The following is a 14,782-nucleotide window of genomic DNA, read 5'->3' as shown; positions in this document are numbered from 1 at the left end:
CGGTGACGAGGCGGGCCGGGGAGGCCCGCGGAGGAACCGGGCAAGGCATGTGCAGTCCGACCCAATTCGACGAAGCGCCCGGCTGAAGGGCGCAGCCGAAAGGATGAGGAAGCAAGGATGACGTTTGTCGACAGGTTTCGCGGCGCCGTGGCTCGTATGCCGCGCCGGCTCGTGGTGGGGGCCGTCGGTGCGGCCCTGCTGTCGGGTCTGATCGGTGCCGTGGGGGGCCCGGCGACCGCTGGCGCGTTCTCGCGCCCGGGTCTTCCGGTGGAGTACCTGCAGGTGCCCTCGGCCGGGATGGGCCACGACATCAAGGTTCAGTTCCAAAGCGGTGGTGCCAACGCGCCCGCGCTGTACCTGCTCGACGGCATGCGGGCCCAGGACGACTTCAACGGCTGGGACATCAACACCCCGGCGTTCGAGTGGTACCTCCAGTCGGGCCTCGCGGTGGTCATGCCGGTCGGCGGCCAGTCCAGCTTCTACTCCGACTGGTACAAGCCCGCCTGCGGTAAGGCCGGCTGCACCACCTACAAGTGGGAAACCTTCCTGACCAGCGAGCTGCCCGCCTACCTGCAGGCCAACAAGCAGGTCAAGCCGACCGGCAGCGCGGCCGTCGGTCTGTCGATGGCCGGCTCGTCGGCCCTAATCCTGGCCGCCTTCCACCCGAACCAGTTCGTCTACGCCGGCTCCCTGTCGGCGCTGCTGGACCCGTCGCAGGGGATGGGGCCGTCGCTGATCGGCCTGGCGATGGGTGACGCCGGTGGTTACAAGAAGGACGACATGTGGGGGCCGACGAGCGACCCCGCCTGGCAGCGCAACGACCCGACCCTGCAGGTCGGCAAGCTGGTCGCCAACAACACCCGCATCTGGATCTACTGCGGTAACGGCAAGCCGTCAGACCTCGGTGGCGACAACCTGCCGGCGAAGTTCCTGGAGGGCTTTGTCCGGAGCAGCAACTTGAAGTTCCAGGACGCCTACAACGCGGCCGGTGGCCACAACGCGGTGTTCAACTTCGACGCCAACGGCACGCACGACTGGCCGTACTGGGGCGCACAGCTCAACGCCATGAAGCCTGACCTGCAGGCGGCGCTGGGCGCGACGCCGGGCGCCGGTCCGGCCACCGCGGCGGCTGCTACCAACGCGGGCAGCACGCAGGGCCACTGACCCCTGGCACTGCGACTGACGGCGGCGATCCTCGGATCGCCGCCCGTCGGCGTTTCACCCCCGGGGTGCCGTGTGGTCCATTTCACTACCCTGTCCGCCGCCCGCCATTCGGCGCTGGTTAATGTGCACACAGCGACTAGACGATGGAGGGTGGACATGAGGCTGGGGCTGTCGGCGCTTCTGCGGGTGTTCTGCGTTGCCGCACTGTCGGTCGGGTTGGGCGTCCTCGGGTTGGGGACAACGGGGGCGACGGGCAAGGCCAGGGCGGCCGGCTACGAAAGCCTGATGGTTCCGTCCGCGGCGATGGGACGCGACATTCCGGTGGCCTTTCTGGCCGGCGGTCCGCACGCCGTTTTCCTGTTGGATCCCTTTGACGCGGCCCCGGACGTCAGCAACTGGGTCACCGCGGGCAATGCGATGAACACGCTGGCCGGCAAAGGTATCTCCGTGGTGGCGCCCGCGGGCGGTGCCTACAGCATGTACACCAACTGGGAGAACGACGGCAGCAAGCAGTGGGACACCTTCCTGTACAGCGAGCTGCCCAACTGGTTGGCCGCCAACAAGGGCCTGGCCCCCTGCTGCCACGCGGCGGTCGGCGCCTCCCAGGGCGGCTACGCCGCGATGGCGCTGGCCACCTTCCATCCCGACCGGTTCAGCTTCGCCGGCTCGCTGTCCGGGTTCCTCTACCCGTCGAACACCACGACGAATGGTTCGATCCTCGCCGGCCTGCAGCAATTCGGCGGCGTCGACGGCAATGGGATGTGGGGCGCCCCGCAACTGGGCCGGTGGAAGTGGCACGACCCCTACGTGCACGCGGCGCTGCTGGCGCAGAACAACACCCGCGTGTGGGTGTGGAGCCCGACCACCGCCGACGCCAGCGATCCCGCGGCGATGATCGGCCAGGCCGGCGAGGCGATGGGCAATAGCCGGATGTTCTACCAGCAGTACCGCAGCGTCGGCGGGCACAACGGCCACTTCGACTTCCCTGGCGGCGGAGACAACGGCTGGGGCCCGTGGTCGGGGCAGTTGGGTGCCATGTCGGGCGACATCGCCGGGGCGATCCGCTAGTCAGGCGCATCGCGCGAAGCCCGGTGCCCCAGCGCGGCCGGTACCGTGTACGGAGTGCAGCAGAGGGCGGGAAGTCCGCTTGGAGTGAATCTGGCTGCGCGTCATCCCACTGTGCCAGCAGGAGAACATGACCACGAGCGCGCGGCGTCGTAAGCGCCACCGGATCCTGGCCCTGGTCGCCGCCTTCGCGGTGGCCGGTGTCGTGCTGTTGGTGATTGCGGCCGTCGTGGTGCTGCTGCGCAGCCCCGAGTCGCCGCCCAGCGCCGTGCCGCCCGGCGTCCTGCCGCCGCCCTCGACGACCACGCATCCGCACAAGCCGCGGCCGGCCTCTCAGGACGCGTCCTGTCCCGACGTACTGCTGGTCAACGTCCCGGGCACCTGGGAGTCCGCGCCGCAGGACGATCCGGCCAACCCGATGCAGTTTCCGAATGCCTTGCTGCACAGGGTGACCGGGGAGATCGCTCAGCAGTTTCCCGCCTCCCGCGTGCGGACGTACACCACCCCTTACACGGCTCAGTTCCACAATCCGATGAGCGGCGACCGGCAGATGTCGTACAACGAAAGCCGGGCCGAAGGCACCCGCGCGACGGTCCAGGCAATGACGGACATGTCGAACAAGTGCCCGCTGACCAGCTACGTGCTCATGGGCTTCTCCCAGGGGGCCGTGATCGCCGGCGATATCGCCAGCGATATCGGCAACGGGCGCGGACCGGTCGACGACGACCTGGTGCTCGGTGTGACATTGATCGCCGACGGCCGCCGCCAGCAGGGCGTGGGCAATGACATCGGCCCCGACCCGCCGGGCGAGGGCGCGGAGATCACGTTGGCCGAGGTGCCGGTGCTATCCGGGCTCGGCTTGACGATGACGGGTGCGCGCCCGGGCGGTTTCGGCGCGCTCAACAGCAAGACCAACGAGATCTGCGCGCCCGGCGACCTCATCTGCGCCGCCCCGACCGAGGCATTCAGCGTGGCCAACCTGCCGACCACGCTGAACACCCTCGCGGGCAATGGCGGCCAGCCCATCCACGCGCTCTACGCGACCACCCAGTTCTGGAACTTGGACGGGGCCCCGGCGACCGATTGGACGTTGAACTGGGCCCACGGGCTGATCGCGAACGCGCCGCACCCCCCACACGGGTGACTGCGGGGGCGACGCAGCGGCGCCAGCGAGCAGCGCGCCGCCGGACATGTCCGCTGCCTAGCCGCTCACTGGGCGTGATCGGCGGTACCTTGTGATTTGGTCTGCCGTGCGCCGCCCCGTACATTAAGAGAAAAGTAAGAGCATTGTGGTTGTGACCCGTTTGGGTCGAAGCTGGCATCCAATCGACGCCCGCGTGAGCACGCGCCGTGACGGGGGCTGGCCCGCGCGCAGATATAACGTCGGAGAAGCCGACCTAATTGTGTTGTGACAGGAGAGAGCGGCATGGCGTACCACAACCCGTTCATCGTGAATGGGAAGATCCGGTTCCCCGACAACCTCAACCTGGCTCGTCACGTCGAGCGGTGGGCATCGGTGCGTCAGAACAGGCTCGTCTACCGGTTCCTGGATTTCTCCACGGAACGCGACGGCGTCGCGCGGGATCTCTCCTGGCGCGACTTCAGCACGCGCAACCGTGCCGTCGGCGCCCGCCTGCAGCAGGTCACCCAGCCCGGCGATCGGGTCGCGATCCTGTGCCCGCAGAGCTTGGAATACCTGACTGCCTTCTTCGGCAGCATTTACGCCGGCCGGATCGCGGTGCCGTTGTTCGACCCGGCCGAGCCGGGTCACGTGGGGCGACTGCATGCGGTGCTGGACGACTGCACGCCGTCGACGGTGCTGACGACCAGCGACTCCGCCGAAGGCGTCCGGAAATTCTTCCGCAACCGCCCCGCCAAGGAGCGCCCACGCGTCATTGCGGTCGACGCGGTGCCCGACGAGGTCGGCTCTACCTGGCAGGAACCGACGTCGAACCGCGAGACTATCGCTTACCTGCAGTACACGTCCGGCTCCACCCGGACGCCGACCGGGGTGGAGATCAGCCACCTGAACCTGCCCACCAACGTGGTCCAGGTGCTCGACGCCCTCTCCATGGGGGGCCGCGAGGATGCCCGCGGCGTGAGCTGGCTCCCGTTCTTCCATGACATGGGCCTGATCACGGTCATGTTGGCCTCGGTGTTCGGCCACAACTTCACCTTCATGACGCCGGCCGCGTTCGTCCGCCGACCCAGCCGGTGGATCCGCGCTATGGCGCGCCAGGGCGAAGACGACACCGGAGAGGTCTTCTCGGCGGCGCCCAACTTCGCCTTCGAGCACGCCGCGGTGCGCGGTGCGCCCAGGGAGGGCGAGCCGCCGCTGGACCTCAGCCACGTCGGCGCCGTCCTCAACGGCAGTGAGCCGGTGTCCCCGGTGTCCATGCGCAAGTTCTACGAGGCGTTTGCGCCGTACGGGTTGCGGGAGTCGGCGATCAAGCCGTCCTACGGCCTGGCCGAAGCGACGCTGTTCGTGTCCACGACCCCGATGGACGAGGCGCCGCTGGTCCTCCACGTTGATCGGGACGCGCTCAACGAGCACCGGTTCGTGGAAGTGGCGAAGGACGACCCGAAGGCCGTCGCCCAGGTCTCCGCCGGGGTGGTCGGGGTGGACGAGCGGGCGGTGATCGTCGACGCCGACACGGCCACCGAACTGCCCGACGGGCAGATCGGCGAGATCTGGCTGCACGGCAACAACATCGGCCTGGGGTACTGGAACAAGGAACAAGAAACCCAGGAAACGTTCCGCAACATCCTCAAGTCGCGCACTAACCCGTCGCACGCCGAGGGTGCCGCCGATGACGCGATGTGGGCCCGCACTGGCGACTACGGCACGTTCTTCAAGGGCAACCTCTACATCACGGGCCGCATCAAGGACCTCGTCATCATCGACGGGCGGAATCATTACCCGCAAGACATCGAGCACTCGGCGCAGGAAGCCAACAAGGCCCTGCGCACCGGCTACGTGGCGGCGTTCTCCGTTCCGGCCAACCAGCTGCCCAACGAGGTGTTCGACAACCCGCACACCGGGCTCAAGCACGACCCCGAGGACACCTCCGAACAGCTCGTCATCGTCGCCGAGCGTGCCGCCGGCACGCATAAGCTCGACTACCAGCCCATCGCCGACGACATCCGGGCCGCCATCGCCGTGCGGCACGGCGTGACGGTCCGCGACCTGCTGCTGGTCCAGGCGGGCCTGATCCCGCGCACCTCGAGCGGCAAGATCGGCCGCCGCGCATGCCGTGCCGCCTACCTGGACGGCAGCCTGCGCGGCGGCATCGGCTCACCGACCGCATTCGCCACCTAACCAATCCAGATCAATCGGGATCAATCGACTCACCATGCCTGACACAGAATCCGAACCTTCGGACCACGCCGCAACGCCCGAGAACACGCCCGCCAAGCAGACCGACATGCGCGCCGGCGACGATGCAGAGCGAAGCGATGGGGAGGAGCGGCGCACATTGACGGTCCCCGAGATGCGCCAGTGGCTGCGCAATTACGTGGCCAAGTGCACCGGGCAGTCACCCGACTCCATCGACGAGTCGGTCCCGATGGTCGAGCTGGGCTTGTCGTCGCGGGATGCCGTGGCGATGGCCGCCGACATCGAGGACATGACCGGCGTGACGCTGTCCGTCGCGGTCGCCTTCCAGCACCCGACCATCGAGTCGCTGGCGACCCGGATCGTCGAGGGTGAACCGGAGGTCGCCGATGACGGCCTCGACGTCGCCGACTGGACACGCAAAGGCCCGGCCGAGCGCGTCGACATCGCGATCGTCGGCCTGGCCACGCGGTTCCCCGGTGACATGAACACCCCAGAAGAAACCTGGCAGGCGCTGCTCGAGGGCCGCGACGCCATCACCGACCTGCCGGAGGGCCGCTGGGAGGAATTCCTGGAAGAGCCGCGCCTGGCCGAGCGGATGGCGGAGGCGCGCACCCGCGGCGGCTACCTGAAGGACATCAAGGGCTTCGACTCCGAGTTCTTCGCGGTGGCCAAGACCGAGGCCGACAACATCGACCCGCAGCAGCGGATGGCGCTGGAGCTGACCTGGGAGGCGCTCGAGCACGCCCGCATCCCGGCGTCCAGCCTGCGCGGGCAGGCCGTCGGGGTATACGTCGGCGTCTCGAACAACGACTACGCCATGATGGCCGTGGCCGACCCGACGACCGCCCATCCGTACGCGATCACCGGCACCGCCACCTCGATCATCGCCAACCGGGTGTCCTACTTCTACGACTTCCGCGGGCCGTCCATCGCGGTCGACACCGCGTGCTCGAGTTCGTTGGTGGCGATCCACCAGGCCGTCCAGGCCCTGCGCAATGGTGAATGCGACGCGGCGGTGGCCGGGGGCGTCAACGCGCTGATCACGCCCGCCGTGACGCTGGGTTTCGACGAGATCGGCGCGGTGCTATCTCCCGACGGCCGGATCAAATCATTTTCGTCGGACGCCGACGGCTACACCCGCTCCGAGGGCGCCGGCATGCTGGTGCTCAAGCGGGTCGACGATGCCCGCCGCGACGGCGACCAGATCCTGGCCGTGATCGCGGGCAGCGCCGTCAACCACGACGGCCGGTCGAATGGTCTGATCGCGCCCAACCAGGACGCGCAGGCCGACGTGCTGCGCCGGGCCTACCAGGATGCCGGCATCGATCCGCGCACCGTCGACTACATCGAGGCGCACGGCACCGGGACGGTTCTCGGTGACCCGATCGAGGCCGAGGCGCTGGGCCGCGTCGTCGGTCGGGGCCGCCCCGCGGACCGGCCGGCGCTGCTGGGCGCGGTGAAAACCAATGTGGGCCACCTGGAGTCGGCCGCGGGCGCGGCCAGCATGGCCAAGGTGGTGTTGGCCCTGCAGCACGACAAGCTGCCGCCATCGATCAACTTCGCCGGGCCCAGCCCGTACATCGACTGGGACGCGACGCACCTGAAGGTCGTCGACACGGCCACCGACTGGCCGCGGTACGGCGGCTATGCGCTGGCGGGGGTGTCGAGCTTCGGGTTCGGCGGCGCCAACGCGCACGTGGTGGTCCGCGAGGTTCTGCCCCGGGATGTGGTGGAACGCGATGTTCTTGAAAGAGAGGAGCGTGAGCAAGAACCGGCGCCGGTCGCCGAAGCGCCCGCCACGGAGGCGCCGGCGCTCGAGGGCCACTCGCTGCGGTTCGACGATTTCGGCAACATCATCCCCGACGCAGCCGCGGGTGATGAGCCCGAGTACGAGCTGCCCGGCGTGACCGAGGAGGCGCTGCGCCTCAAAGAGGCCGCGCTGCAAGAGCTCGCCGCGCAGGAGGAGGCCGAAGGTCCTGTCAAGCCGCTGATCCCGCTGGCGGTGTCGGCGTTTTTGACCTCACGCAAGAAGGCCGCGGCCGCCGAGCTCGCGGACTGGATGGAAAGCCCCGAAGGGCAGGCGTCGTCGCTGGAGTCGATCGGGCGGGCGCTGTCGCGGCGCAACCACGGTCGCTCACGTGCGGTGGTACTCGCCCACGACCACGACGAGGCCATCAAGGGCCTGCGCGCAATCGCCGAGGGCAAGCAACGGCCCAACGTGTTCAGCGCCGACGGGCCGGTGACCAACGGGCCGGTGTGGGTGATGGCCGGATTCGGCGCGCAGCACCGCAAGATGGCCAAGAGCCTGTACCTGCGCAACGAGGTCTTCGCCGAGTGGATCGAGAGGGTCGACGCGCTGGTCCAGGACGAGCGCGGCTACTCGGTGCTCGAGCTCATCCTCGACGACTCACACGAGTACGGCATCGAGACCAGCAACGTCACCATCTTCGCCATCCAGATCGCGCTGGGCGAGTTGCTCAAGCATCACGGCGCCAAGCCGGCCGCGGTGATCGGCCAGTCGCTGGGCGAACCGGCGTCTGCCTACTTCTCCGGCGGGCTCTCGCTGCGCGACGCGGCCCGGGTGATCTGCTCGCGTTCGCACCTGATGGGCGAGGGCGAGGCGATGCTGTTCGGCGAGTACATCCGGTTCATGGCGATCGTCGAGTACTCGGCCGACGAACTGAAGACCGTGTTCGGCGACTTCCCCGGCCTGGAGGTGTGCGTCTACGCCGCGCCCAGCCAGACGGTGATCGGCGGTCCGCCCGAGCAGGTCGACGCGATCGTTGCCAGGGCGGAGGCCGAGGGTAAGTTCGCCCGCAAGCTGCAGACCAAGGGCGCCGGTCACACGTCACAGATGGATCCGCTGCTCGGCGAGTTCGCCGCGGAGCTGCAGGGCATCAAGCCGCTGACGCCCGGCATCGGGATCTTCTCGACAGTGCACGAGGGCACCTACGTCAAGCCCGGTGGCGACCCGATTCACGATGTGGACTACTGGATCAAGGGCATGCGCCATTCGGTGTACTTCACCCACGGCGTCCGCAATGCCGTGGACAGCGGGTACACCACATTCCTGGAGCTGGCGCCCAACCCGGTCGCGCTGATGCAGGTCGGGCTGACCACGGCGGCCGCGGGGCTGCATGACGCCCAGCTGATCGCGACGCTGGCCCGCAAGCAGGACGAGGTCGAGTCCATGGTCTCGGCCATGGCGCAGCTCTACGTCTACGGCCACGACCTGGACATCCGGACACTGTTCACCCGCGCATCCGGGGCCGTAGGCCCTGAAGACTTTGCGAACATCCCGCCCACGCGGTTCAAGCGCAAAGAGCACTGGCTGAACGTGAACTTCTCCCACGGCACCAGCTCGGTGGTCATGCCGGGGGCGCATGTCGCGCTGCCCGACGGGCGGCACGTCTGGGAGTACAACCCGCGGGGTCTGACGGACTTGCCGGGCCTGGTGAAAGCCGCCGCGGCGGAGGTCATCCCGGACGCGCAGCTGACCGCCTCGGAGCAGCGGGCGGTTCCGGTTGAGGGGTCGCACCTGGTGACGACGCTGACCCGGCATCCCGGCGGCGCGTCGGTGCAGGTCCACGCCCGCGTCGGCGAATCCTTCACACTCGTGTACGACGCGCTGGTCACCCGGGCGGGCGCGCAGTCGGTGCTGCCGGCGGCCGTCGGTGCGGGAACGGCGATCGCCGCGGAGGCAGCGCCGGTCGGGCCCGCTGCGCAGCACGAGGCTTCGACGGAAACGGACGGCGCGGAGACGCTCACCGACAGCCTGACCAACCGGTACTTCCCGGCCAGTATGGGCAAATGGTCGCCGGAGTCGGGCGAGACGGTCGCCGAGCGACTGGGCCTGATCGTCGGGTCGGCCATGGGCTACGAGCCCGAGGACCTGCCCTGGGAAGTCCCGCTCATCGAGCTCGGGCTTGACTCGCTGATGGCGGTGCGGATCAAGAACCGCGTCGAATACGACTTCGACCTGCCGCCGATTCAGCTGACCGCGGTGCGCGACGCCAACCTCTACGCCATCGAGAAGCTGATCGAGTACGCGGTCGAGCACCGCGACGAGGTGCAGCAGCTGCACGAGCACCAGAAGACGCTGACGCCCGAGGAGATCGCCAAGGAGCAGGCTCAGCTGCTCAGCGGTGCGACGCCGGCCTCCGCCGCCGCGCCCGCACCGGACCCCCAGGCCGAGCCCGAGACCCAGCCGCCGGGGTCGGACGCGGCGATCCCGCCGCCGCCGACGGATCCGTCCGGCCCGAGGGGCGCGCAGACCAACGGCGCGAAGCCGGATCTGGCGGGGGCGTTGAGCCAGGAGGCGGTGGCCAAGGCGCTGCATTCCGATGTGCCGCCCCGTGATGCGGCCGAGCGGGTCACCTTCGCCACCTGGGCGATCGTCACCGGCAAGTCGGCGGGCGGCATCTTCAACCCGCTGCCCAAGCTCGACGAGGACACCGCGGCCAAGATGGCGCAGCGTCTCTCGGAGCGCGCCGAGGGCACCATCACGGCCGAGGACGTCCTGACGTCGGACACCATCGAGGCGCTGGCCGAGAAGGTGCGTCAGTACCTGGAGGCCGGGCAGGTCGACGGCTTCGTCCGCACGTTGCGGGCGCGCGCCGAGGGCAGCGCCAAGCCGCCGGTGTTCGTGTTCCATCCGGCCGGCGGGTCGACCGTGGTCTATGAGCCGCTGCTCAAGCGGCTGCCGCCGGACACGCCGATGTACGGCTTCGAGCGCGTGGAGGGCACCGTCCAGGAGCGGGCCGCCCAGTACGTGCCGAAGTTGCTGGAGATGAACGCGGGCAAGCCGTTCCTCCTGGCCGGGTGGTCGCTGGGCGGTGCGCTGGCGTACGCGTGCGCGATCGGTCTCAAGCAGGCGGGCGAAGACGTGCGGTTCGTCGGGATGATCGACACGGTGCGCGCGGGCGAGGAGATCCCCCAGACCCAGGAGGAGACCCGCAAGCGCTGGGACCGGTACGCGAAGTTCGCCGAGCGGACCTTCAACGTCGAGATCCCCGCGATCCCGTATGAGGAGCTTGAGAAGCTCGACGACGAGGGCCAGGTCAAGTTCGTGTTGGACGTCGTGCAGCAAAGCGGTGTGCAGATCCCCGGCGGCATCGTCGAGCACCAGCGGACGTCCTACCTGGACAACCGGGCGCTCGAGACCGTCGAGATCGAGCCCTACGACGGGCACGTCACGCTCTACATGGCCGACCGCTACCACGACGACGTCATCGAGTTCGAGCCGCGCTACGCGATCCGCCAGCCGGACGGCGGTTGGGGCGAGTTCGTGGCGGACCTGGAGGTGGTTCCCATCGGTGGCGAGCACATCCAGGCCATCGACGAGCCGATCATCGGGAAGGTGGGCGCACACCTGACCGACGTGCTGAATAAGGTGGAGGCGCAAACCAGTCGGACCAGTGAGGTAGGCAAGTAGTGACGGAGACCGTGCCTGCGCCCATCCAGCACACCACCGCCGAGAAACTCGCCGAGCTGCACCGACGGCTGGAGCTGGCCAAGGAGCCCGGCGGCGAGAAGGCCGCCGCCAAGCGCGACAAGAAGGGCATTCCCAGCGCGCGCTCGCGCGTCCACGCGCTGGTCGACCCGGGCACCTTCCTGGAGGTCGGGGCGCTGGCCAAGACGCCCAACGACCCGAACGCGCTCTACGGCGACGGGTGCATCACCGGCCATGCCCTGATCGACGGCCGGCCGGTCGGGGTGTTCTCCCACGACCAGACGGTGTTCCAGGGCACCGTCGGCGAGATGTTCGGGCGCAAGGTCGCGCGGCTGATGGAGTGGTGCGCGATGGTCGGGTGCCCGATCATCGGCATCCAGGACTCGGGTGGTGCCCGGATCCAGGACGCGGTCACGTCGCTCGCGTGGTACGCCGAGCTGGGCCGCCGGCACGAGGCGCTCTCCGGGCTGGTGCCGCAGATCTCCCTCATCTTCGGCAAATGCGCGGGCGGGGCGGTGTATTCGCCGATCCAGGACGACCTCCTGGTCTCGGTGCGCGACCAGGGCTACTTCTTCGTCACCGGGCCCGACGTGATTCGGGAAGTCACCGGCGAGGAGGTCACGCTCGACGAGCTCGGTGGCTCGGACGCCCAGGCCCGCTACGGAAACATTCATCAGGTGGTGGACTCGGAGGCGGAGGCGTTCCAGTATGTCCGCGACTACCTGTCGTTTCTGCCGTCCAACTGCTTCGACAAGCCGCCGATCATCAACCCCGGGATGGAGCCGGAGATCACCCCGACGGACCTCGAGCTCGACGCCATCGTGCCCGACTCCGACAACGCGGCCTACGACATGCACGAGATCCTGCTGCGCATCTTCGACGACGGCGACTTCCTCGAAGTCGCCGCGCAGCACGGGCCCGCCATCATCACCGGATACGCGCGCATCGACGGCCACCCCGTGGGAGTGATCGCCAACCAGCCCATGCACATGTCGGGCGCGATCGACAACGAGGCGTCCGACAAGGCGGCGCGGTTCATCCGGTTCAACGACGCGTTCAACATCCCGCTGGTCTTCGTGGTGGACACGCCCGGGTTCCTGCCGGGTGCCGAGGAGGAGAAGAGGGGAATCATCAAGCGCGGCGGCCGATTCCTCTACTCCGTGGTGGAGGCCGACGTGCCGAAGGTGACGATCACGGTGCGCAAATCCTACGGCGGCGCGTACGCCGTGATGGGTTCCCGGCAGCTGACCGCCGACTTCAACTTCGCCTGGCCGACCGCGCGCATCGCGGTGATCGGCGCCGAGGGCGCCGCGCAGCTGCTGATGAAGCGCTTTCCCGACCCGACGACGCCCGAGGCGCAGGCGATAAAGAGAGACTTCATCGAGGGCTACAACCTCAACATGGCGATCCCGTGGACCGCCGCCGAGCGCGGCTTCATCGACGCGGTCATCGACCCGCACCAGACCCGGCTGCTGCTCCGCAAGTCGATGCATCTGTTACGGGACAAGCAACTGTGGTTCCGCGTCGCACGCAAGCACGGGCTGATCCCCGTCTAGGGGCGTAGCGCACCGTCGGCGAGCTCGTCGAAGCGCTCGAGCGCCTCGTCGGTGTCGGCATCGATACCGCGCAGCGGCCCGCGGTCGGCCAGATAGCGCTGCGCGTAGAGGCGCGCGACGAGTGACTTGCGTTCGTCCCCAAACGTTTCGCGCTCCCACGCGGCCTGCTCGCTGAGCAACGCGCCCGCGTACACGTCGCCCATGAACTGCGCCAGCGGGAAGAGCCGCGCCTCGGCCACGCCGGGATCGAGCTTGGTCCACGCGGTGATCGCGGCGTCGAGATCATCGATGCGCCTCGCGACCAGCCCGGCCGTTCCGTCATCGGCGGAGACCGACACCGCATCGTGCAGCCGCGCCAGTAGCGTCTCGTGTGCGCGCGCCCGTTCGATGCCGCGCCGCACATCCAGGCACAGGATGTTGTCGGGGCCCTCCCAGATCGTGTTCACCTGAGCGTCGCGCAACAGCCGGGCCACCGGCCACGTCTCGATATACCCGTTGCCGCCATGGATTTCGATCGCGTCCGACGCCGCGGTGATGCCGAGCCGGCACACTTTCAGCTTGGTGACGGGTACTGCGATGCGTTGCCGCACACCGCAGGGCTGGCGATGATTGGTGGCGCCGGTGCCGTCGAAAACCAGCGCAAGCGATGCCTCGACGTCCACGATCATCTCGGCGAGCTTGCGCCGCATCAGCGGCTTGTCGATCAGGGGGCCGCCGAACGCGTGTCGCTGCCGGGCATAACACAGCGACTCGACGAGGGCACGGCGCGCATTGCCGAGAGCAAACAGCGCGATGCCGAGCCGGGCGGCATTGGTGAGCTCCATCATGCGGCCGAGTCCCTTGCCGTCGGACGGGCCGGCTTGACCCTCGGAGCCGCTCGGCTTCTCCGAAAGCAAGAACGCCTCAGCGTCGACGAACTCGACCTCCCCGGAGGCCACCGAGCGGGTACCCAGCTTGTCCTTCAGCCGGCGCACCCGCACCCCGTTGCGCGAACCGTCGCGGCGGGTGCGCAGCACGAGGAAGTTGGCGACCCCACGTGTCGAGTCGGGCGCGCCCTCGGGTTTGGCCAAGACCACGAACGCCTCGCCCGCGCAGTTGGACGCAAACCACTTGAACCCGTTGAGAAGCCACACATCGCCGTCGTCGCCGCCCGCGCGGTGGGCGGTCGTCTCGAGCGCTCCCAGGTCGGAGCCGCCGGTCCGTTCGGTCAGCAACTGAGCCGTCTCCCCTGCCCACTCCCCCGAGGCGAACTTGGCCAGCACATGCTCGCGAACGTCGTCCGGTGCGTAGGCCGCTACCAGCGACTGAACCATGCCGCCGCCCGTGCCGAGGGCGCAACCCATCCCGATATCGGCCTGGTTCAAAAGGTAGTTGGACGCGAACAGCGCCAGCGACGAGCTGACGTCGGCGGCGCGCGCGTCGGCGCGCAGGGCCTGCTGCGCTTCCAGGACCGCGCGCTTGGACTGGGTGAACGAGGCCGGCATGACGACCCGGCTGACGTCGTGACCCCAGCGGTCGTAGCGCTCCAGCCGGGGCGGGTTGCGGTCGGTCTCCTCGGCCCAGCGCGCCACCGGGCCGCCCATCAGCTCACCGATCCCGATCAGATGGCGTTCGGCAAGCGCAAGCTCGTCGGGCCGCAGGTAGTAGGCCATCATGCGCCGCAGCGTGGGATCGGTGAGGTACCAATTCAGTCCCACGGCTCCGCGGTAGTTGCCGGTCTGATAGCGCTGGGACTTCTCCGGTGTAGAAAAGGGCAACCTGCGCGGCCTCTCGAAGGCCTCCTGCCCGTATTGCGGGCCGTGCGCGCTCATGCTCGCGACGGTATTACACCTGCGGTCCGGCGACGAAAACCAGGCTGAAATTACCGATCTGGATATCATCGCCACCGGCCAGAACCGCCGCGTCGACGGGCTCGCCATTGAGCAGGGTCTTGTTCAGGCCCGCCAGGTCGACGACACGAAATCTGACACGCCCGCCGGAGATCCGGGCCGGCCTCCGCGGTTCGCGAACTCCGCCCGCTCGGCGCGGGAAACCAGCCGACATAGGTCAGGTACAGCCCGGTCAGGGCGAAAACGGCACACAGCGAAACCCACCACGCTTGCGCGCCGATCATGTCGCGCGCAACGGAAGCGAACGCCTGCGGGAAGGACAAGAGCAACAACCCCCGCAGCGTGGTCAACCACCCCAGCGCGGACACGATGATCGCCG

The 14,782-nt window shown here is 68.6% G+C and carries 7 protein-coding genes and 1 pseudogene; 6 read left to right on the top strand and 2 right to left on the bottom strand.

Annotated features, from left to right (window positions below):
- Positions 1-117 precede the first annotated feature (117 nt).
- The 6 genes from ag85A (at position 118) to JO059_RS07965 (ending at position 12,574) form a co-directional block, all read left to right on the top strand.
- Positions 118-1,164: a diacylglycerol acyltransferase/mycolyltransferase Ag85A gene (gene ag85A, locus JO059_RS07990; protein WP_293315557.1), complete on the top strand. Its 1,047-nt coding sequence runs from the start codon at positions 118-120 to the stop codon at positions 1,162-1,164.
- A 156-nt stretch (positions 1,165-1,320) separates the two neighbouring features.
- Positions 1,321-2,232 (top strand): alpha/beta hydrolase family protein, encoded by a 912-nt coding sequence (locus tag JO059_RS07985; protein ID WP_293315556.1) that lies wholly within the window; start codon positions 1,321-1,323, stop codon positions 2,230-2,232.
- 127 nt (positions 2,233-2,359) lie between these two features.
- On the top strand, positions 2,360-3,373 hold the full coding sequence (locus tag JO059_RS07980) for a cutinase family protein (RefSeq protein ID WP_293315555.1): 1,014 nt from the start codon (positions 2,360-2,362) through the stop codon (positions 3,371-3,373).
- Between the two features lie 282 nt (positions 3,374-3,655).
- Entirely contained in the window at positions 3,656-5,548 is a 1,893-nt protein-coding gene (gene fadD32 / locus JO059_RS07975) for a long-chain-fatty-acid--AMP ligase FadD32 (protein WP_293315554.1), read from the top strand.
- A gap of 106 nt (positions 5,549-5,654) precedes the next feature.
- A complete protein-coding gene (pks13, locus tag JO059_RS07970) occupies positions 5,655-11,000 on the top strand; it encodes a polyketide synthase Pks13 (protein ID WP_293315558.1) in 5,346 nt (1,781 codons plus the stop codon).
- On the top strand, positions 11,000-12,574 hold the full coding sequence (locus tag JO059_RS07965; RefSeq protein WP_293315553.1) for an acyl-CoA carboxylase subunit beta: 1,575 nt from the start codon (positions 11,000-11,002) through the stop codon (positions 12,572-12,574). The genes pks13 and JO059_RS07965 overlap by 1 nt, the downstream gene beginning before the upstream one ends.
- Here JO059_RS07965 and JO059_RS07960 read toward each other — a convergent pair.
- A complete protein-coding gene (locus JO059_RS07960; RefSeq protein ID WP_293315552.1) occupies positions 12,571-14,385 on the bottom strand; it encodes an acyl-CoA dehydrogenase family protein in 1,815 nt (604 codons plus the stop codon). The genes JO059_RS07965 and JO059_RS07960 overlap by 4 nt on opposite strands.
- Positions 14,386-14,398: 13 nt before the next feature.
- Positions 14,399-14,536: pseudogene (locus JO059_RS07955) on the bottom strand (peptide-binding protein); the annotation flags it as partial.
- Positions 14,537-14,782 lie beyond the last annotated feature (246 nt).

The sequence above is a fragment of the Mycobacterium sp. genome, assembly GCF_019247615.1.
Lineage (GTDB): Bacteria > Actinomycetota > Actinomycetes > Mycobacteriales > Mycobacteriaceae > Mycobacterium.
This window is presented reverse-complemented; position numbering and strand designations above follow the sequence as displayed.

Bases quoted from the DNA above. Each gene is read 5' to 3' on its own strand.
- ag85A (WP_293315557.1), top strand. From the start codon at position 118: ATGACGTTTGTCGACAGGTTTCGCGGCGCCGTGGCTCGTATGCCGCGC.
- JO059_RS07985 (WP_293315556.1), top strand. From the start codon at position 1,321: ATGAGGCTGGGGCTGTCGGCGCTTCTGCGGGTGTTCTGCGTTGCCGCA.
- JO059_RS07980 (WP_293315555.1), top strand. From the start codon at position 2,360: ATGACCACGAGCGCGCGGCGTCGTAAGCGCCACCGGATCCTGGCCCTG.
- fadD32 (WP_293315554.1), top strand. From the start codon at position 3,656: ATGGCGTACCACAACCCGTTCATCGTGAATGGGAAGATCCGGTTCCCC.
- pks13 (WP_293315558.1), top strand. From the start codon at position 5,655: ATGCGCGCCGGCGACGATGCAGAGCGAAGCGATGGGGAGGAGCGGCGC.
- JO059_RS07960 (WP_293315552.1), bottom strand. From the start codon at position 14,385: ATGAGCGCGCACGGCCCGCAATACGGGCAGGAGGCCTTCGAGAGGCCG.